Source organism: Streptomyces sp. NBC_01717 (assembly GCF_036248255.1).
In the GTDB taxonomy this organism is placed as follows: domain Bacteria; phylum Actinomycetota; class Actinomycetes; order Streptomycetales; family Streptomycetaceae; genus Streptomyces.
Genome location: NZ_CP109178.1, coordinates 3,051,041 through 3,071,109, shown reverse-complemented (window position 1 = coordinate 3,071,109; position 20,069 = coordinate 3,051,041). Strand labels below are relative to the sequence as shown.

The 20,069-nt window shown below is 70.4% G+C and carries 13 protein-coding genes; 9 read left to right on the top strand and 4 right to left on the bottom strand.

What is annotated here, in order from left to right; all coding sequences use genetic code 11:
* Positions 1-280 precede the first annotated feature (280 nt).
* From OHB49_RS13810 to OHB49_RS13800, 3 genes are all read left to right on the top strand, one after another.
* Positions 281-493: a hypothetical protein gene (locus tag OHB49_RS13810; RefSeq protein ID WP_018551753.1), complete on the top strand. Its 213-nt coding sequence runs from the start codon at positions 281-283 to the stop codon at positions 491-493.
* Between the two features lie 296 nt (positions 494-789).
* Entirely contained in the window at positions 790-4,410 is a 3,621-nt protein-coding gene (smc, locus tag OHB49_RS13805; protein ID WP_329160549.1) for a chromosome segregation protein SMC, read from the top strand.
* Positions 4,411-4,644: 234 nt separating this feature from the next.
* On the top strand, positions 4,645-6,063 hold the full coding sequence (locus OHB49_RS13800; RefSeq protein WP_329160547.1) for a sugar porter family MFS transporter: 1,419 nt from the start codon (positions 4,645-4,647) through the stop codon (positions 6,061-6,063).
* Positions 6,064-6,138: 75 nt separating this feature from the next.
* Here the strand turns inward: OHB49_RS13800 and OHB49_RS13795 are convergent, their stop codons facing one another.
* Positions 6,139-7,098 (bottom strand): LLM class flavin-dependent oxidoreductase, encoded by a 960-nt coding sequence (locus OHB49_RS13795; RefSeq protein ID WP_329160545.1) that lies wholly within the window; start codon positions 7,096-7,098, stop codon positions 6,139-6,141.
* Positions 7,099-7,180: 82 nt separating this feature from the next.
* Complete coding sequence (locus OHB49_RS13790) at positions 7,181-8,551, bottom strand: purine-cytosine permease family protein (protein ID WP_329160542.1); 1,371 nt, start codon at positions 8,549-8,551, stop codon at positions 7,181-7,183.
* A 109-nt stretch (positions 8,552-8,660) separates the two neighbouring features.
* Between OHB49_RS13790 and ftsY the strand changes: the two genes are divergently transcribed.
* Positions 8,661-9,875 (top strand): signal recognition particle-docking protein FtsY, encoded by a 1,215-nt coding sequence (gene ftsY, locus OHB49_RS13785; RefSeq protein WP_030978772.1) that lies wholly within the window; start codon positions 8,661-8,663, stop codon positions 9,873-9,875.
* A gap of 33 nt (positions 9,876-9,908) precedes the next feature.
* On the opposite strand, the gene OHB49_RS13780 is transcribed toward ftsY, so the two are convergent.
* Positions 9,909-10,610 carry a bifunctional DNA primase/polymerase gene (locus OHB49_RS13780; RefSeq protein ID WP_329160540.1) on the bottom strand — a complete coding sequence of 234 codons (702 nt, stop codon included), beginning with the start codon at positions 10,608-10,610 and terminating at the stop codon, positions 9,909-9,911.
* Positions 10,611-11,034: 424 nt separating this feature from the next.
* Between OHB49_RS13780 and nsdA the strand changes: the two genes are divergently transcribed.
* The 5 genes from nsdA to ffh all read left to right on the top strand — a co-directional run bounded on the left by nsdA (position 11,035) and on the right by ffh (position 18,742).
* Complete coding sequence (nsdA, locus tag OHB49_RS13775) at positions 11,035-12,510, top strand: transcriptional repressor NsdA (protein WP_329160539.1); 1,476 nt, start codon at positions 11,035-11,037, stop codon at positions 12,508-12,510.
* A gap of 368 nt (positions 12,511-12,878) precedes the next feature.
* Positions 12,879-14,237, top strand: a complete 1,359-nt coding sequence (locus OHB49_RS13770) for an ammonium transporter (RefSeq protein WP_329160538.1) — start codon at positions 12,879-12,881, stop codon at positions 14,235-14,237.
* On the top strand, positions 14,234-14,572 hold the full coding sequence (locus tag OHB49_RS13765; protein WP_030978780.1) for a P-II family nitrogen regulator: 339 nt from the start codon (positions 14,234-14,236) through the stop codon (positions 14,570-14,572). The genes OHB49_RS13770 and OHB49_RS13765 overlap by 4 nt, the downstream gene beginning before the upstream one ends.
* Before the next feature lie 31 nt (positions 14,573-14,603).
* On the top strand, positions 14,604-17,057 hold the full coding sequence (locus OHB49_RS13760) for a [protein-PII] uridylyltransferase (RefSeq protein ID WP_329160537.1): 2,454 nt from the start codon (positions 14,604-14,606) through the stop codon (positions 17,055-17,057).
* 134 nt (positions 17,058-17,191) lie between these two features.
* Positions 17,192-18,742 carry a signal recognition particle protein gene (gene ffh, locus OHB49_RS13755; RefSeq protein WP_329160535.1) on the top strand — a complete coding sequence of 517 codons (1,551 nt, stop codon included), beginning with the start codon at positions 17,192-17,194 and terminating at the stop codon, positions 18,740-18,742.
* A 77-nt stretch (positions 18,743-18,819) separates the two neighbouring features.
* Here the strand turns inward: ffh and OHB49_RS13750 are convergent, their stop codons facing one another.
* The gene (locus OHB49_RS13750) at positions 18,820-20,061 is read right to left on the bottom strand and encodes a phosphopentomutase (RefSeq protein WP_329160534.1); all 1,242 of its coding nucleotides are present in this window, start codon (positions 20,059-20,061) and stop codon (positions 18,820-18,822) included.
* Positions 20,062-20,069 lie beyond the last annotated feature (8 nt).

The window sequence follows — 20,069 nt, the reverse complement described above, 5'->3', positions numbered from 1 at the left end:
GTAAGGATGATCTCCACGCCCTTCAGGGCCCCGCAGGAGAGTCGCGCCGCATGATCGTCAAGCCGCGCGCCCCAGGGACGCCCGCCTCTACAGGGTGTGATCGTGTTGACCGTCAAACTTTTTGGTGAGACGCTGAAAACCCCGCGCACCTTAGCTGTTTGGCAGAGCTGGTTGGCAGCAGAACCGCAGTGATGACAGAGCGCTGCCGAGCACCGCGGGTGCGATTCCCTCACGACCCACACCGCATCGGTCGGTCACTCAGTGTGGAGGACCATCCATCATGGCAAAGGCGCTTCTCGGTTACGTCGGCGGTTCCGACCCGCGACTCCTCGCCGAGATGCGACGGCTCCAGCAGCGCGTCCAGGATCTTGAATCCGAGCTCGTACGGATTCAGGACGAGAACGACGCGCTCAACGCCGCCGCCCAGCACCAAGAGTCGCTGCTCGACAGCATCGACATCGACGTACCCCAGGCGGAGCCGGCGCTGACCTGATCGAAGGCCCACAGGGGCCGGTCGGGCTGCTTGCGTCAGCCGTCTGAGTTCATCACCGGATCGTCACCGGATCACTGAAGATCATCGCTCTGATCTGTCGCGCTATTGATCCGCCGCGTTCTTGATCCGTCACGTAGCACAGCAGCAAGATTTAAAGGGGCGCCTCGGCGTCCCTTCTTTCTTTGTCTCGCTGACCTGCGCCGGACCGCCCCCGGATGTACACCTCTTCCCTTACCGTCTGATGTGCCCTGCACCTTCATCAGCGAAACCGAGAGCGAAAGGTAGAGTCCGGCGGCGTGCATCTCAAGGCCCTGACCCTGCGTGGTTTCAAATCGTTCGCCTCCGCCACGACCCTGCGGTTCGAACCGGGGATCACCTGCGTCGTCGGTCCGAACGGTTCCGGCAAGTCCAATGTGGTGGATGCGCTCTCCTGGGTCATGGGTGAGCAGGGAGCCAAATCTCTGCGCGGCGGCAAGATGGAAGACGTGATCTTCGCCGGCACCACCGGGCGGCCGCCGCTCGGACGCGCCGAAGTGTCGCTGACCATCGACAACGCGGATGGCGCACTGCCCATCGAATACGCCGAAGTGACGATCACTCGGATCATGTTCCGCAACGGCGGCAGCGAGTATCAGATCAACGGCGACACCTGCCGGCTCCTGGACATCCAGGAACTGCTCTCGGACTCCGGCATCGGCCGGGAGATGCACGTCATCGTCGGGCAGGGCCAGCTGGACTCCGTACTCCATGCCGATCCGATGGGGCGGCGCGCGTTCATCGAGGAGGCCGCGGGCGTACTCAAGCACCGCAAGCGCAAGGAGAAGGCGCTGCGGAAACTGGACGCGATGGGGGCCAACCTGGCCCGCGTCCAGGATCTGACGGACGAACTGCGACGGCAGCTGAAACCGTTGGGCCGGCAGGCGGCCGTGGCCCGGCGGGCCGCCGTCATCCAGGCCGATCTGCGCGACGCCCGGCTGCGGCTGCTCGCCGACGACCTGGTGCGGCTGCGCACCGCGCTGCGCAGCGAGATCGCCGACGAAGCCGCGCTGAAGCAGCGCCGGGAAGCGGCGGAGGCCGAGCTCAAGGCGGCTCTGGCACGTGAGGCGGAGCTGGAGGACGAGGTACGGCGGCTGGCGCCGCGGCTGCAGCGCGCCCAGCAGACCTGGTACGAGCTCTCGCAGCTGGCCGAACGGGTGCGCGGCACGATCTCGCTCGCAGATGCCCGGGTGAAGAGTGCCACCGCCGCACCGGAGGAGGAGCGGCGCGGTCGCGACCCGGAGGACATGGAGCGCGAGGCCGCCCGGATCCGTGAGCAGGAGGCGGAGCTGGAGGCCGCGCTGGAAGCGGCGGAGCACGCGCTGGAGGACACCGCCGCCCACCGGGCCGAACTGGAACGGGAGTTGGTCGCCGAAGAACGCAGGCTCAAGGACGCGGCCCGAGCCATCGCGGACCGGCGCGAAGGTCTGGCGCGGCTGACCGGACAGGTCAACGCGGCCCGGAGCCGGGCCGGTTCGGCGCAGGCGGAGATCGACCGGCTGGCCGCCTCGCGCGACGAGGCGCAGGAGCGGGCGGTCGCAGCGCAGGAGGAGTACGAGCAGCTCAAGGCCGAGGTGGAGGGCCTGGACGCGGGTGACGCGGAGCTGGGCGAGCGCCACGACGCCGCCAGGCGGGAGCTGGCGGAGGCGGATGCGGCCCTCTCGGCCGCCCGGGAGGCCGCCACCGGCGCGGAACGCAAGCGGGCGGCGGTGGCGGCCCGCCACGAGGCACTGGCCCTGGGCCTGCGCCGCAAGGACGGCACGGGGGTGCTGCTCGCCTCGAAGGACAGTCTGTCGGGTCTGCTCGGCCCGGCCGCGGAACTCCTGACGGTGGCCGCGGGCCACGAGGTGGCGGTGGCGGCGGCACTGGGCGCTGCGGCGGACGCGGTGGCGGTGACGGATCCGGCCACGGCGGCGAACGCGATCCGCCTTCTGCGCAAGCAGGACGCGGGGCGGGCGGCGTTGCTGCTGGGGGGCGCTGCGGGCGCGGGGCACGTACCGGGGCAGGACACCCCGGCCCACGGTGTTGCCGGGCTCGCCGGGGCGTCCGGCCCGGTGCCTCGCGCCGCGGGCCCGGACGCCCCGCCGGCCGTGGCCGATCTTGTCCAGGGTCCTGCCGAGCTGATGGGCGCCGTGCGCGGGCTCGTGCGGGGCATGGTGGTCGTCCCCACGCTGGAGGACGCCGAGGATCTCGTTGCCGCGCATCCCGAGCTGACCGCCGTGACCGGCGAGGGAGATGTTCTGGGGGCGCACTTCGCGCACGGCGGGTCCGCCGGCGCGCCCAGTCTTCTCGAAGTGCAGGCGTCCGTCGACGAGGCCGCCGCCGAGCTGGCGGAACTGGCCGTCCGGTGCACCGAGTTGGCCGAGGCCCAGCGACTCGCGGGGGAGCGGCGCAGCGCCTGCGCCGAACTCGTCGAGGAGCTGGCGGAACGGCGCAGGGCCGCCGAGCGGGAGAAGTCAGGGGTGGCCCAGCAGCTCGGGCGGCTCGCCGGGCAGGCGCGCGGCGCCGCGGGTGAGGCCGAGCGGTCGGCCGCCTCCGCCGCTCGCGCCCAGGACGCCCTGGAGCGGGCGACCGAGGAGGCCGAGGAGCTCGCCGAGCGGCTGCTCGTGGCCGAGGAGATGCCGGTCGAGGAGGAGCCCGACAACTCCGTGCGCGACCGGCTCGCCGCCGACGGGGCCAACGCGCGCCAGACCGAGATGGAGGCCCGCCTCCAGGTCCGTACCCACGAGGAACGTGTCAAGGGGCTCGCCGGACGCGCCGACTCCCTCGACCGCGGCGCCCGTGCCGAACGCGAGGCCCGCGCCCGCGCCGAGCAACGCCGCACCCGGTTGCGCCACGAGGCCGCGGTCGCCTCCGCCGTCGCGTCCGGCGCCCGTCAGCTTCTCGCCCACGTCGAGGTGTCCGTCGTACGGGCCGAGGAGGAGCGGGTCGCGGCCGAGGCGGCGAAGGCGGAGCGTGAGCGGGAGCTGACCGCCGAGCGCGGCCACGGCCGTGAGCTCAAGGGCGAGCTGGACAAGCTGACCGACTCCGTCCACCGCGGCGAGGTGCTGGGCGCCGAGAAGCGGCTGCGGATAGAGCAGCTGGAGGCGAAGGCCCTCGAGGAGCTGGGCGTGGAGCCGGCCGGGCTGGTCGGCGAGTACGGCCCCGACCAGCTGGTGCCGCCGTCGCCGGCGGCGGAGGGCGAGGAGTTGCCGGAGGACCCGGAGCACCCGCGCAACCAGCCGAAACCGTTCGTCAGGGCCGAGCAGGAGAAGCGGCTGAAGTCCGCCGAACGGGCGTACCAGCAACTCGGGAAGGTGAATCCGCTCGCCCTCGAGGAGTTCTCGGCGTTGGAGGAGCGGCACAAGTTCCTCTCCGAGCAGCTCGAAGACCTGAAGAAGACCCGGGCCGATCTGATGCAGGTGATCAAGGAGGTCGACGAGCGGGTCGAGCAGGTGTTCACGGAGGCATACCGGGACACGGCCCGCGAGTTCGAGGGCGTCTTCTCACGGCTCTTCCCGGGCGGCGAGGGCCGGCTCGTCCTGACCGATCCGGACAACATGCTGGCGACCGGTGTCGACGTCGAGGCCCGCCCGCCGGGCAAGAAGGTCAAGCGGCTCTCCCTGCTGTCGGGCGGCGAGCGGTCCCTGACGGCCGTCGCGTTGCTGGTCTCGATCTTCAAGGCGAGGCCGAGCCCGTTCTATGTGATGGACGAGGTCGAGGCAGCGCTCGACGACACCAATCTGCAGCGACTGATCCGGATCATGGAGGAGCTCCAGGAGAGCTCGCAGCTCATCGTGATCACGCATCAGAAGCGGACGATGGAGGTCGCCGACGCGCTGTACGGCGTGTCGATGCAGGGTGACGGGGTCTCCAAGGTCATCAGCCAGCGACTGCGCTGAAGCTTTACTCATTCTTCAAACCTTCAACGCACCTGATGGGCGGTCCTGGGTAGAAGCGGACCATGCTCGATTTTTGAATTCGAAACTTGAACGCATACTCTCTGAAACGTCGTTTTTAACTTCAAGTGGTGGCGGCTGAAGAGTTGTGCGCCACTTGAGAAGAGTTCGCCCCCCCCCACGCCTGACGACTCGCCCCCCCACGCCTGACGACGCGGCCAGGCACCAGGAGTTCATGTGACCAGCACATCGCAGACACCGGGATCCGGAGCCCGAGCAGCCCATCCGGAACACCTCGGCCATGTCATCTTCATCACGGCAGCCGCTGCGATGGGTGGCTTCCTCTTCGGCTACGACAGTGCCGTGATCAACGGCGCCGTCGAGGCGATCCGGGACCGGTACGACATCGGCTCCGGAACCCTGGCCCAGGTCATCGCGATCGCTTTGATCGGCTGCGCCATCGGCGCCGCCACGGCGGGCCGTATCGCCGACCGGATCGGCCGCATCCGGTGCATGCGGATCGCCTCGGTGCTGTTCACCATCAGCGCCATCGGCTCCGCGCTCCCGTTCGCCCTCTGGGATCTCGCCTTCTGGCGGATCATCGGCGGCTTCGCCATCGGTATGGCCTCGGTCATCGGCCCGGCCTACATCGCCGAGGTGTCGCCGGCCGCCTACCGTGGCCGGCTCGGCTCCTTCCAGCAGGCGGCGATCGTCATCGGCATCGCCATCTCGCAGTTGGTGAACTTCGGCATCCTGCAGATGGCCGACGGCAAGCAGCGCGGCACGATCGGCGGCCTGGAAGCCTGGCAGTGGATGCTCGGTGTGATGGTCGTTCCCGCGCTCCTGTACGGGCTGCTGTCGTTCGCGATCCCCGAGTCGCCGCGGTTCCTGATCTCGGTCGGCAAGAAGGACCAGGCCCGGGAGATCCTCCGTGAGGTCGAGGGCGGGAGCGTCGACCTCGACGCCCGCGTCCTGGAGATCGAGACGGCCATGCACCGTGAGCACAAGTCCACCTTCAAGGACCTGCTCGGCAGCCGCTTCGGCTTCCTGCCGATCGTCTGGGTCGGTATCGGCCTCTCGGTCTTCCAGCAGCTCGTCGGCATCAACGTGGCGTTCTACTACTCGGCGACGTTGTGGCAGTCCGTCGGCATCGACCCGACCGACTCGTTCTTCTGGTCGTTCACCACATCGATCGTCAACATCATCGGTACCGTGATCGCGATGCTCCTGGTCGACCGTGTCGGCCGCAAACCGCTCGCGCTGGCCGGCTCCGTCGGTATGGCGATCGCGCTGGCCTTCGAGGCCTGGGCCTTCTCCGCCGATCTCGTCAACGGCAAACTCCCGACCGCCCAGGGCGTCGTCGCCCTCGTCGCGGCCCATGTCTTCGTGCTCTTCTTCGCCCTGTCGTGGGGCGTCGTGGTCTGGGTCTTCCTCGGCGAGATGTTCCCGAACAGGATCCGCGCCGCCGCACTCGGTGTCGCCGCCTCCGCCCAGTGGATCGCCAACTGGGCGATCACCGCGAGCTTCCCGAGCCTGGCCGACTGGAACCTGTCGGGCACCTACATCATCTACACATGCTTCGCCGTGCTCTCGATCCCCTTCGTGCTCAAGTTCGTGAAGGAGACCAAGGGCAAGGCGTTGGAGGAGATGGGCTAATCCCCGCTGCCCCTCTCCTCGACCACGCGTCCCCGGCCCGCGCCCGCGAGCCGGGGACGCGCGCATCCGCCCACGTCATCGTGCGAGTGCGTCGCAGAACAACCGCAGGCTGCGCCACCCCTCCTCGACCGGCATCCCACCGCACAGCGGATGCAGCACCAGGCTGTCCGCCTCCAGTGAGGCCAACTGCTGCGGGGTGACGACCCGGTAGACCCCTTCGTCCCGCAACTGCGTCACCGTCGTGGCTGCCGAGCGTACGGCCGAGCGGATGTCCTTCGACTGCCAGGAGGCGTACGTCCGTGCCTCGTGCAGGAAGTGCTGACCGTAGTCGGCCCAGGTCCGATCCGGGTCCTCCGAGACATGAAGCAAGGGCGTCTCGGCCGCCGGCATCATGCAGAACCCCTCCGTGCCGTGGGCCGCGCGCTGCTCGTGGTAGTACGCCTCCAGCTCGGGCAGATGGGCGCTGGGGAAGAACGGCAGCCCCAGCCGGGCCGCCCGCCGCGCCGCCGCCCGCGAGCTGCCCCCCACCAGCAGCAGCGGATGCGGCTGGGTGTACGGGCGGGGAGTGACCTGGGCCGTACGGCCGCGGTACGGGAACGGTTCGCCGGTCCACGCCTGCAACAAGGTCTCCAGCAGCTCGTCCTGGAGCCGGCCGCGCCTGCCCCACTCGACACCCGCCTGTTCGTACTCCTCGGGCCGGTATCCGATGCCCGCGACCGTCACCAGCCGGCCGCCGCTCAGCAGATCGAGGACCGCGATGTCCTCCGCAAGCCGCAGTGGGTCGTGCAGCGGGCCGATGATCGCCGAGATCGTGACCGCGATCCGGTCCGTGGCGCCGAAGACCGCTCCTGCGAAGACGAAGGGGGAGGGCAGCCAGGAGTCGGCGGCTCCGTGGTGTTCCTCGGTCTGCACGGTGTCGACGCCGTGCCGGTCGGCGTACGCGGCCATCTCCAGCGCCGCACGGTAGCGGGCCGAGAGGGAGTCGGGGGTGGCGGCGGGATCGACGAGGTTGAACCGGACCACTGTGAAGGCCATGACGGGTGTCCCCTTTTCGCCGGGCGGGCTTGGCGCGCCGGGACAGTAGCTGACGTAGCGTCAGAAGTGTAGAGGTGTACCGTCACCGCGCCCCGGCCGGACGCGGCAGCAGGGCGTACAGGGCGCCGGAGACGGCGATGGTGGCGGCCCAGCCCAGGCCGTGGCGCCCGATCCAGGTGGTGGCGAGCGGGCCGGTGAACCACTCCACGCCGGTCAGCAGCAGCCCGACCACCAGCCCCGAACCCCACGCGGCCACGGCGGGCACGGAGAAGCCGCCGGTGTACCAGTAGGCACCGGCGGGAGAGGTGTCCAGCAGGGCCGTCGCATCGTAGGTGCGCCCCCGCAGCAGATCCACGCCGAAGACGCCGATCCAGGCGGAGAACGTCACCGCGAGCAACGTCAGAAAGGAGACGAACGGATCGATAAAGCTACTCGTCGCCATCATCAGCAACCCGCCGAGGAGGAGACTGATGGCCGCATTCACCCCGACCGCCCAGGTGCGCGGGATCATGAATCCCAGCGTCTGCGCGGTGAAGCCGGCCGAATACATCGACATCGCGTTGATCAGCACCATTCCCACCACGGCAATCAGCAGATATGGCACCGAGATCCAGTCCGGCAGCAGCGTGCCGATGAAGGAGACCGGATCGCTGCTGGTGGCCAGGCCCGGAGTGCCCACCGCCATCACCGCACCCATCAGCACCAGCGGCAGCGAGACGAGCACCGCACCGCCCACGGTCGCCCCGACCACCGCCCGACGGGGAGTGGTGCGTGGCAGATATCGGGTGAAGTCCGGGGCGGACGGTACCCAGCTGATGCCGCCGGCCGCCAGGGTGCCGATCCCGGCGATCATCAGCGCCGTCGGTCCGGCCGGTCTGTCCAGGACGGCCCGCCAGTCGGTGCCGACCCCCAGGTGGATCAGCGCGAGGGCGCTGAACCCGCCGAAGAGATATGCCGACCAGGTGGAGCACGCCCGCAGCGCGCCCGCCCCGAGCCCGGACACCAGAAAGCTGCTCGCCACGAAGGCCACCAGCACCGCCATGATCAGCGCTGTGGTGGAGCGGACGGAGAACAGCAGATCGAGCACGGCCAGCAGGGCGTACGTACCGGTGACCGCGTTCACGGTCTCCCAGCCCCAACGGGCGATCCAGATCAGCGCACCGGGCAGCAGATTGCCGCGCTGCCCGAAGACGGCCCGGGAGAGCGCCATGCCTGGCGCACCGCCCCGCTGCCCGGCGACCGAGACCAGGCCGACCAGTCCGTAACTGACGACGGGCGCTGTGACCGCGACGATCAACACCTGCCAGAGATTCAGGCCGCTGAAGACGACGAGCCCCGCGCCCACGGTGAGCAGCAGAACGGTCATGTTGGCGGCGGCCCAGGTGGGGAAGAGGGTGCGGACCCGACCGGTGCGCTCGCTGTCGGGGACGGGTTCCAGGCCGCGGGTCTCCACGAACGGGAGCGTACCTTTACCGCCAAAAGGTGCATAACGCTCCGTCGGATTCCTGGGCGATCCTCCGGTGCCGCCCGCGGGCGCGGCCGTGACTGATACTGGGTGGGTTATGGAATTCGTCATCCTTGCTGTAGTCATCGCCGCCCTGGTCGTGGCCGGCCTGGTCAGCGGGCTCGTGGTCAGCGGCCGCAAGAAGAAGCAGCTGCCCCCGACACCGTCGAGCACACCGACCCTCACTCCTCCCGCCGAACCCCATGTCGGCGAGGAGGCCGAGACACCGCGCGAGGAACCGCGCCGCACCATCGAGGAGGTCGGGCCCCCCGACGTCCAGGCTCCCGTCGCGGAAGCCCCGGCAGTCGCCGAGCCGGAGGCACCCGCTGTCCCCGCGCTCGAGATCCCCGAGCCCACCGCGGGCCGTCTCGTACGGCTGCGCGCCCGGCTCGCCCGCTCGCAGAGCACCCTCGGCAAGGGGCTCCTCACGCTCCTGTCCCGCGACAATCTGGACGAGGACACCTGGGAGGAGATCGAGGACACCCTGCTCACCGCCGATGTCGGCGTCGCACCCACCCAGGAGCTGGTGGAGCGGCTGCGCGAGCGCGTCCGCGTCCTCGGCACCCGTACCCCCGAGGGGCTGCGCACACTGCTGCGCGAGGAGCTCCTCGCCCTGCTCGGCACCGACTTCGACCGTGCGGTCAAGACGGAGAGCGGTGTCGACACCCCCGGCGTCGTGATGGTCGTCGGTGTCAACGGCACCGGCAAGACCACCACCACCGGCAAGCTGGCCCGGGTCCTCGTCGCCGACGGCCGCAGCGTCGTGCTCGGCGCCGCCGACACGTTCCGTGCCGCCGCCGCCGATCAGCTCCAGACCTGGGGCGAGCGCGTCGGTGCCCGCACGGTCCGCGGACCCGAGGGCGGCGACCCGGCGTCGATCGCGTTCGACGCGGTGAAGGAGGGCATTGCCGAGGGCGCCGACGTCGTGCTCATCGACACCGCCGGCCGGCTGCACACCAAGACCGGGCTCATGGACGAGCTCGGCAAGGTCAAGCGTGTCGTCGAGAAGCACGGCCCGCTCGACGAGATCCTGCTCGTCCTCGACGCCACGACCGGGCAGAACGGCCTGGTTCAGGCTCGGGTGTTCGCCGAGGTCGTCGACATCACCGGCATCGTCCTCACCAAGCTGGACGGCACCGCCAAGGGCGGCATCGTCATCGCCGTCCAGCGCGAGCTGGGCGTACCGGTGAAGCTGGTGGGTCTGGGCGAGGGTCCGGACGATCTGGCTCCGTTCGAGCCGGAGGCGTTCGTCGACGCGCTGATCGGCGACTGACGCCCTCGGGTCCGCCCGATCGCTGTTTCGTCCTCAATTGCCGGACGGGTTCACTTTCGAGCCCGTCCGGCAATTGGGTTTCAGGCCCCGGGAGCGATGGCAGATGTAGGCCAGCGTGCCCAGCAACAGCCGCGCCTGCGGCGGCCTGCCCGACGTGTCGAGGACCGGCGGACGCAGCCAGCGGGCCGGGCCGAGACCGCCCTCGTCGGACGGCGGGGCGGTGATGTGGCAGCCGGGACCGAGCGCCCGCAGATCCAGATCCGCGTCGTCCCAGCCCATCCGGTACAGCAGCTGAGGGAGTTCGGCGGCGGCGCCCGGCGCGACGAAGAACTGGGCCCGCCCGGACGGTGTCACCGCCACCGGGCCGAGCGGCAGACCCATCCGCTCGAGCCGTACCAGCGCCCGGCGCCCGGCCGGTTCGGCGACATCGAGGACGTCGAACGTGCGCCCCACCGGCAGCAGCATCGACGCGCCCGGCACCTCGGCCCACGCGCTCGCAGCCATGGCCAGCGTGGCGCCGGCGGGCACCTCGTCGGCGAAGTCCAGCGGATGTGCGCCCGGGGAGGCGCAGCCGTTGTCGCCGCACGAGCAGCGGCCGGCCGCGGCCCGCGCTCCCGGCGCGACGGCCCAGCCCCACAGCCCTGTGTATTCGGCCACCGCGGTGCACTCGGCCGTACGGCCTCGACGCCGTGCGCCGGATCGCATCTCACGGATGCCGCCGATCGTGAAGCCCATGCCCCCTCCAACGGGTCCGGCTCGCCGGTGGTTACGACGAGGAGTGCGGTCGTTACATTCCGTCGCCCCGTCGACCGAGCAGCGCACGCATGAACCTGTGGTGGTGCGGCACGGCCCGCGCGCCCCTGTGTGCGTCACTGCGTCTGCTACTGATCGCCGTCTGTCAAGTGAATCGCGCCCGACGGTGAACGCGTTCATTCGATGGGGTGGCGAATGGTGGCGTTTCTGTAATCACGCTCGCCGGACGGGTGATCGTAGGATTACCGTCGGTACACGAACCATGGAAGTATGTGCGCCGATGGGTATGCCGGAGGCAAGTCGATTTCCTGTTCGATGGTGCACAACCGCCGTACGGACGGCTTGGGCCCACGGCATTCTGATAGTGGTTCGCGCGACACGTATTCAGCGGGATGGGGGCGTTCCAGTGAGTGGCAGCGGCGCAGGCGATACGAATGCCGGTAAGCGCCCCAACGGGCAATTGGGATCATGGTTCGTGCGCAGCGGCTGGTCCAAGGGCGAGCTGGCACGGCAGGTGAACCGCAGGGCGCGCCAGATGGGCGCCCACCACATCAGCACGGACACCTCCCGGGTCCGGCGCTGGCTCGACGGTGAACAGCCGCGTGAGCCGATTCCGCGCATCCTCTCCGAGCTCTTCTCGGAGCGCTTCGGCACCGTCGTCGCCGTCGAGGACCTCGGGCTGCGCTCCGCCCATCAGTCACCGTCGGTGGCCGGTGTCGACCTGCCCTGGGCAGGCCCGCAGACCGTCGCGCTGCTCAGCGAGTTCTCCCGCAGCGACCTGATGCTCGCCCGCCGCGGATTCCTCGGCACCTCGCTCGCCCTCGCCGCGGGCCCGGCCCTCATCGAGCCCATGCAGCGGTGGCTGGTGCCGGTCGCCGCCGCGACCCCGGCGGATCCGGAGCCGTCCGCGGCGGACCGGCGTCCCTCCCGCCTCTCCAGCCCCGAGCTCGACCTGCTGGAGTCCACCACTGTGATGTTCCGCCAGTGGGACGCCCAGTGCGGCGGCGGCCTGCGACGCAAGGCCGTCGTGGGCCAACTCCACGAGGTCACCGACCTGTTGCAGGAACCGCAGCCCGCGGCCACCGCCAAGCGGCTCTTCCGGTGCGCGGCCGAACTCGCCGAGCTGGCGGGCTGGATGAGCTATGACGTCGGCCTCCAGCCCACCGCCCAGAAGTACTTCGTCCTCGCGCTGCACGCCGCCAAGGAAGCCGGCGACAAACCGCTGGGCAGTTACGTCCTGTCCAGCATGAGCCGTCAGATGATCCACCTGGGACGGCCCGACGACGCCCTCGAACTCATCCATCTCGCCCAGTACGGCAGCCGGGACTGCGCCACCCCGCGCACCCAGGCCATGCTGTATGCGATGGAGGCCCGCGCCTACGCCAACATGGGCCAGCCCAGCAAGTGCAAGCGGGCCGTCCGGATGGCCGAGGACACCTTCCTCGACGCCGGGATCGACGGCGAGCCCGAGCCCGACTGGATCCGCTTCTTCTCCGAGGCCGAGCTCAACGGCGAGAATTCCCACTCGTACCGTGACCTGGCCTATGTCGCCGGCCGGAGCCCCACGTACGCCTCGCTCGCCGAGCCGATCATGGAGAAGGCCGTCGAGCTCTTCGGCGAGGACGACGAGCACCAGCGGTCGTACGCACTGAACCTGGTCGGTCTCGCCACGGTGCACCTCCTCAAGCGCGAACCCGAGCAGTCCACGCTGCTGGCCGAGAAGGCCCTGCGGGTTGCCAAGAAGGTGCGCTCCGAGCGCGTCAACACGCGGCTGCGCAAGACCGTCGACACCGCTGCCAGGGACTTCGGAGACATCCCCGAGGTCGCCAGGCTCACCGATCTGCTCACCGAACAGCTGCCCGAGACCGCTGAAGCGATCTGACCGGGCACCCAGCACTCCGGCCACGACGAGCACCCCGACAGACCGATCTCGGCTCCCCCTTGCCAGGTCAGTGGGTGATCGGCGTGGCCGGTTCGCGTTCCCGTTCCCGTACTCCAGAGTCGTAACCGCACCGTATGCGGCCCCGGCCGCAGGGTAGGCCCGGCCCCGGATACGCCACTCACGATTCATGGGGACGTAACACGACACACCTCTTCGTCACTGCGGCGAAACATCGTGCGGCATCGGCGGAAACCGCGCTGGGCGAACCTCATGGCGCATAACCGGCCCGCACCTTTTCCACAGTGGTCCCGCAAGTGGTCCCGCAGGTTTTGCCCGCACGCGGCCGCACCGACGACGAGGAGACGCCGATGCCCCCAGGCATCACGACGCTTGCCGCAGACGCCCCGACGCTGTCTGCCGCCAACACCGGGTTCATGCTCATCTGCTCGGCCCTGGTGATGATCATGACTCCGGGTCTGGCCTTCTTCTACGGAGGCATGGTCCGCGTCAAGAGCACCCTCAACATGCTGATGATGAGCTTCATCAGCCTCGGGATCGTCACGATCCTGTGGGTGCTGTACGGATTCAGTCTCGCCTTCGGCACCGACATCGGCTCGTTCATCGGCTGGAGCTCGGACTTCGCAGGCCTCAGCGGGATCGGCATCACCCAGCTCTGGGACGGCTACACGATTCCGGTCTACGTCTTCGCCGTCTTCCAGCTGATGTTCGCGATCATCACTCCGGCGCTGATCAGCGGTGCCCTCGCCGACCGCGTCAAGTTCACCTCCTGGGCGCTGTTCGTCGCCCTGTGGGTGACCGTCGTCTACTTCCCGGTCGCGCACTGGGTCTGGGGCGCCGGCGGCTGGCTCTTCGAGCTCGGCGTCATCGACTTCGCCGGTGGTACGGCCGTCCACATCAACGCCGGTGCGGCAGCCCTCGGCGTGATCCTCGTCATCGGCAAGCGGGTCGGCTTCAAGAGGGACCCGATGCGGCCGCACAGCCTGCCGCTCGTCATGCTCGGCGCCGGTCTCCTGTGGTTCGGCTGGTTCGGCTTCAACGCCGGCTCGTGGCTCGGCAACGACGACGGCGTCGGCGCGGTGATGTTCGTCAACACGCAGGTCGCCACCGCCGCCGCGATGCTCGCGTGGCTCGGATACGAGAAGCTGCGCCACGGCTCCTTCACCACCCTCGGCGCCGCCTCCGGCGCGGTCGCAGGCCTGGTCGCCATCACCCCGTCCGGCGGCGCGATCAGCCCGCTCGGCGCCATCGCCGTCGGAGCCATCGCCGGTGTGCTCTGCGCCATGGCGGTCGGCCTCAAGTACAGGTTCGGCTACGACGACTCCCTCGATGTCGTCGGCGTCCACCTCGTCGGCGGTGTTGTGGGCTCCCTGCTCATCGGCTTCTTCGCCACCGGCGGCGTCCAGTCCGACGCCAAGGGTCTCTTCTACGGCGGCGGTCTCGACCAGCTCGGCAAGCAGGCCGTCGGTGTCTTCGCGGTCCTCGCGTACTCTCTGGTCGTCTCCGCGGTCCTCGCCTTCCTCCTCGACAGGACGATCGGCATGCGGGTCGACGAGGACGACGAGATCTCCGGCATCGACCAGGTCGAACACGCCGAGACCGCGTACGACTTCAGCGGCGCCGGCGGCGGTGCGGCCCCGCGCACCACGGGCTCCGCACCGGTATCGGACTCGACGGCAGCAGCGCAGACCAAGAAGGTGGACGCATGAAGCTCATCACGGCGGTCGTGAAGCCGCACCGGCTCGACGAGATCAAGGAGGCCCTGCAGGCCTTCGGCATCCAGGGCCTCACGGTCACGGAGGCCAGCGGATACGGTCGCCAGCGCGGCCACACCGAGGTCTACCGGGGCGCCGAGTACACCGTCGACCTCGTCCCCAAGATCCGTATCGAGGTACTGGTCGAGGACGAGGACGCCGAACAGCTCGTCGATGTCGTGGTGAAGGCCGCCCGAACCGGCAAGATCGGAGACGGCAAGGTCTGGAGCGTCCCCGTCGAGACAGCCGTACGGGTCCGTACGGGTGAACGCGGCCCGGACGCACTCTGACCGACGGTCTCGCAAACTGAAAGGCAGCTGGGTGACGAGCACTGAAGTGACCACCGATTCCGAAGACTCGGGACCCAGCGGCTACGCGGCGGCCCGACTGCGCCTCCTCCAGGAGAAGGCGCAGTCCGGGCCGCCGCGCCGTGCGGCCCTGGCCTCACTCACCGACGACTGGCTGACCGCCCTGTTCACCGCCGCCGCCGAGGCGACCGGCGTCCGCGGCGCAGCCCTCGTCGCCGTCGGCGGCTACGGCCGCGGCGAACTCTCCCCGCGCAGCGACCTCGACCTCCTGCTGCTGCACGACGGCAATGCCGACGCCGGCGCCCTCGCCTCCCTCGCCGACCGCATCTGGTACCCCGTCTGGGACCTCGGCCTCGCGCTCGACCACTCCGTGCGGACCCCCGCCGAAGCCAGGAAGACGGCGGACGAGGACCTCAAGGTGCAGCTCGGACTGCTCGACGCCCGGCCCGTGGCCGGAGACCTCGGCCTGGTCGCCGCGATGCGCACCACGATCCTCGCCGACTGGCGCAACCTCGCCCCCAAACGCCTCCCTGCCCTCGACGAACTCTGCCGCGAACGGGCCGAGCGCCAGGGCGAGCTCCAGTTCCTCCTCGAACCAGACCTCAAGGAGGCCCGCGGCGGACTGCGCGACGCCACCGCTCTGCGCGCCGTCGCCGCCTCCTGGGTCGCCGACGCGCCCCGCGAAGGCCTCGCCGAGGCCCGCCGCGTACTCCTGGACGCCCGTGACGCCCTGCACCTGACCACCGGCCGTGCCACCGACCGCCTCGCCCTCCAGGAACAGGACCAGGTCGCCACCGCCCTCGGCCTCCTCGACGCCGACGCACTGCTGCGCCAGGTGTACGAGGCCGCGCGCACCGTCTCGTACGCCACCGACGTCACCTGGCGCGAGGTCAACCGCGTGCTCCGCGCCCGGTCCGTGCGCCCCCGGCTGCGCGCCATGCTGGGCGGTGGCAAGGCGGTCGCCCCGGAGCGCACCCCGCTCGCCGACGGCGTCGTCGAGGCCGACGGCGAAGTCGTCCTCGCCCGCACCGCCCGCCCCGAACGCGACCCGGTGCTCGTGCTGCGCGCGGCCGCCGCGGCCGCCCAGTCCGAACTGCCGATCTCCCGGCATGTCGTACGCCACCTCGCCACCGTCGCGCGCCCGCTGCCCGTGCCCTGGCCCGCCGAGGCCCGTGAGGAACTCGTCACCCTGCTCGGCGCGGGGGAGGCCACCGTCCCCGTCTGGGAAGCCCTCGAAGCGGAAGGGCTGATCACCCGGCTGCTGCCCGACTGGGAACGTGTCCACTGCCGGCCCCAGCGCAATCCCGTCCACACCTGGACCGTCGACCGCCACCTCGTCGAGGCGGCCGTCCGGGCCTCCTCCCTCACCCGCCGCGTCGGCCGTCCCGACCTCCTCCTCGTCGCCGCCCTGCTGCACGACATCGGCAAGGGCTGGCCCGGCGACCACTCCGTCGCCGGCGAGGTCATCGCCCGCGACCTCGCCGCCCGGATCGGCTTCGACCAGCACGACGTGGGCGTCATCGCCACCCTCGTACGGCACCATCTGCTGCTCGTCGAGACCGCCACCCGCCGTGACCTCGACGACCCGGCGACCGTCCGGTCCGTCGCCACCGCCGTCGGGACCACGTCCACGCTGGAACTCCTGCACGCCCTCACCGAGGCCGACGCGCTGGCCACCGGGCCCGCCGCCTGGTCCACCTGGCGTGCCTCCCTCGTCACCGACCTGGTCAAGCGCGTCGCCGCCGTTCTCGCGGGCGAGACCCCGGACGAACCCGAACCGGCCGAACCCAGCGCCGAGCAGGAACGCCTCGCCATCGAGGCACTGCGCACCGGCGAACCCGTCCTCGCCCTGCACGCCCAGGCCGAACCCGCGAACGGGGACGGCGAACCGGAACCCGTCGGCGTCGAACTCCTCATCGCCGTCCCCGACCGCCCCGGCGTCCTGCCCGCCGCCGCCGGAGTACTCGCCCTGCACCGCCTCACCGTCCGCGCCGCCGACCTGCGGGCCGTCGAGCTCCCCACCGAACTCGGTGAGTGCGTCGACGTCCTTCTGCTCAGCTGGCGGGTGGCGGCCGAATACGGCTCCCTGCCACAGGCCACCCGGCTCCGCGCCGATCTCGTACGCGCCCTGGACGGCTCCCTCGACATCCAGGCCCGCCTCGCCGAACGCGAAGCCGCCTATCCCCGGCGCCGCGGGGTGAAGGCCCCGCCGCCCCGGGTGACGGTCGCACCGGCCGGCTCCCGGCTGGCGACGGTGATCGAGGTGAGGGCCCAGGACGCCCCGGGGCTGCTGCACCGGATCGGCCGGGCACTGGAGCAGAGCGCGGTGCGGGTGCGCAGCGCACACGTGTCGACGCTGGGGGCGAACGCGGTGGACGCGTTCTATGTCACAGGCGCGGACGGCGAGCCGCTGGGCGATGTGCGGGCCGCCGAGCTGGCCGGAGAGGTGCAGCGGGCCCTGAGCTGAGCTTCCGCGATCACGTGGAGAGGCCCTCGTCCGTCACGAGTATGCGGGCGAGGGCTTTGTGTTTCCCGGTGTCCGGATACCCTGGGGGACGACTGACCTGCACCCGACCCCGACCCTGAGGACCGACGAGCGCCGTGTTCGATACTCTCTCCGACCGCCTTGCCGCGACTTTCAAGAACCTCCGGGGCAAGGGCCGCTTGTCCGAGGCGGACATCGACGCCACGGCACGCGAGATCCGTATCGCCCTGCTCGAGGCCGATGTCGCGCTTCCCGTTGTCCGTGCCTTCATCGCCAACGTCAAGGAGCGGGCGCGCGGCGTCGAGGTCTCCCAGGCGCTGAACCCTGCCCAGCAGGTCGTCAAGATCGTCAACGAGGAGCTCGTCGGCATCCTCGGCGGTGAGACCCGGCGACTGCGGTTCGCCAAGAACCCGCCCACCGTGATCATGCTCGCCGGTCTGCAGGGTGCCGGTAAGACCACCCTGGCCGGAAAGCTCGGTGTCTGGCTCAAGGGCCAGGGCCACTCGCCGCTGCTCGTCGCCTGTGACCTCCAGCGCCCCAACGCCGTCAACCAGCTGAGCGTCGTCGCCGACCGCGCCGGTGTCGCCGTGTACGCCCCGCAGCCGGGCAACGGCGTCGGTGACCCGGTCCAGGTCGCCAAGGACTCCATCGAGCACGCCCGCTCCAAGCAGTTCGACGTGGTGATCGTCGACACCGCGGGCCGCCTCGGTATCGACCAGGAGCTGATGCAGCAGGCCGCGGACATCCGCGACGCCGTCAGCCCCGACGAGATCCTCTTCGTCGTCGACGCGATGATCGGCCAGGACGCGGTCAACACCGCCGAGGCCTTCCGCGACGGTGTCGGCTTCGACGGCGTGGTGCTCTCCAAGCTCGACGGTGACGCCCGCGGTGGTGCCGCCCTGTCGATCGCCCATGTCACGGGCAAGCAGATCATGTTCGCGTCGAACGGTGAGAAGCTCGAGGACTTCGACGCCTTCCACCCCGACCGCATGGCGTCGCGCATCCTCGACATGGGTGACCTGCTCACCCTGATCGAGCAGGCGGAGAAGACCTTCACCCAGGAAGAGGCCGCCAAAATGGCCTCCAAGCTGGCGTCCAGCAAGGGCAAGGACTTCACGCTCGACGACTTCCTGGCGCAGATGGAGCAGGTCAGGAAGATGGGCTCCATCTCCAAGCTGCTCGGGATGCTGCCCGGCATGGGGCAGATCAAGGACCAGATCAACAACATCGACGAGCGGGACGTGGACCGTACCGCCGCGATCATCAAGTCGATGACGCCGTACGAGCGTCAGGAGCCGACGATCATCAACGGCTCGCGCCGGGCCCGTATCGCCAAGGGTTCGGGTGTCGAGGTGTCCGCCGTGAAGAACCTGGTGGAGCGGTTCTTCGAGGCGCGCAAGATGATGTCGAAGATGGCGCAGGGCGGCGGCATGCCGGGTATGCCGGGGATGCCCGGCATGGGTGGCGGTCCCGGTCGCCAGAAGAAGCAGATCAAGCAGGCCAAGGGCAAGCGCAAGAGCGGCAACCCGATGAAGCGCAAGGCCGAGGAGCAGGCCGCGGCGACCCGCCGCGAGCAGGCGGCGGCGCAGGGCGGCGCGTTCGGCCTGCCGGCCCAGGAGGACAAGAACTTCGAGCTGCCGGACGAGTTCAAGAAGTTCATGGGCTGACGCTCCACGCTCGGCCCGTATGCGAAAGGGGCGCCCGCCGGGAAGGCGGGCGCCCCTTTCGTGTGTGCCCCGCGTGCTCAGGCCGCGTGCCGCCCCGGCCGCAGTGTCGTCCCGTTGGCCAGCCCCGCCGGGTCGAGCCCCAGCGATACGGCGGCGGTGGCGCCGACGTCCGCCAGGCTGCCCGCGTCCGGCAGCAGCTCCACACCGTCCGCACCGGGCCGGTGGATCAGCACGGGGACGTACTCCCTGGTGTGGTAGGCGTGCCCGATGGTCGGGTCGTTGCCGTGGTCGGCGGTGACGATCAGCCGGTCGCCGGGGGCGTCGAGCAGCGCCAGGAGCGCGGCGAGCCCCGCGTCTACCTGCTCCAGCAGACGGCCGTACCGTTCGGCGTCCTGCTGGTGTCCCGCCAGGTCGGTCTCCTGGACATTGGCGACGACGAGCGCGTCGCCGGGCGCGCGTACCGCTTCGAGGGTGTGGGTGAGCACGTCCGCGGTCTGCACGGCAGGGTGCCGCTCGGCCGCGTCGCAGGCCAGGATGTCGGCGGCCTTGCCCACCAGGGTGACCGGGATCCCGGCGCGGGCGGCCAGGTCGGGCAGCTGCCGGGTGTGATCGATGCCGGCGCCGAGGTGCTGCACGGCGAGGCCGCCGTTGCGGTAGAAGCCGGTGGCGGGGGTGTCGAGGCCTACGGTGCCCGCGTCGCCGAGGCGTACGAACTGCGGAAGCGGGCCGTCCGCGTGACCGCCGACCGCGATGACCCGGGCGACCGGCGCGACCGCGCGTACCGTACGGGCGATGGCGAGGATCCCGCCCGGTCCGTCGAAGGGGAGGTCCTCCAGACGGCCGGAGGCGTTCCAGTTGATGCCGGGGTCGGCTTCCAGGTTGTCGTGCACGAGCACCGCGCCGTCGACGACGAGAAGCGGCCGGCCGTCCAGCGGTGCGACGCGGTGCCCGGCCGCTTCCAGAGCCGTGGTCACCTCGTCCAGATGGTCGCCGAGCCGGGCCACCGTCACCCGGCTGAAGTCCGCACCCATCATCGTCTGGTGGCCGGCGAACGTGTCCGCGCCGGGGTAGCCCAGGGCGGCCCGGCCCGCGGCGACGGGCAGATGGGTGCGGCGGGCGAGATCCGGATGCGGGTGGACGAGACCGAGCCCCAGCGAGCCGAGCACCGGCAGCCGCAGCGGACGGCCGAGGGCCTCGCGACAGTGGTCGAGGACATGCCCGCAGGTGTCGGCGGTGAGATCACCGGGGCGCAGGGTGCCCGCGTCGGGCATGGCGCCGATGCCGAATCCGTCGACGACGACGATGACGGTCTTGGCCATGGTGTGCT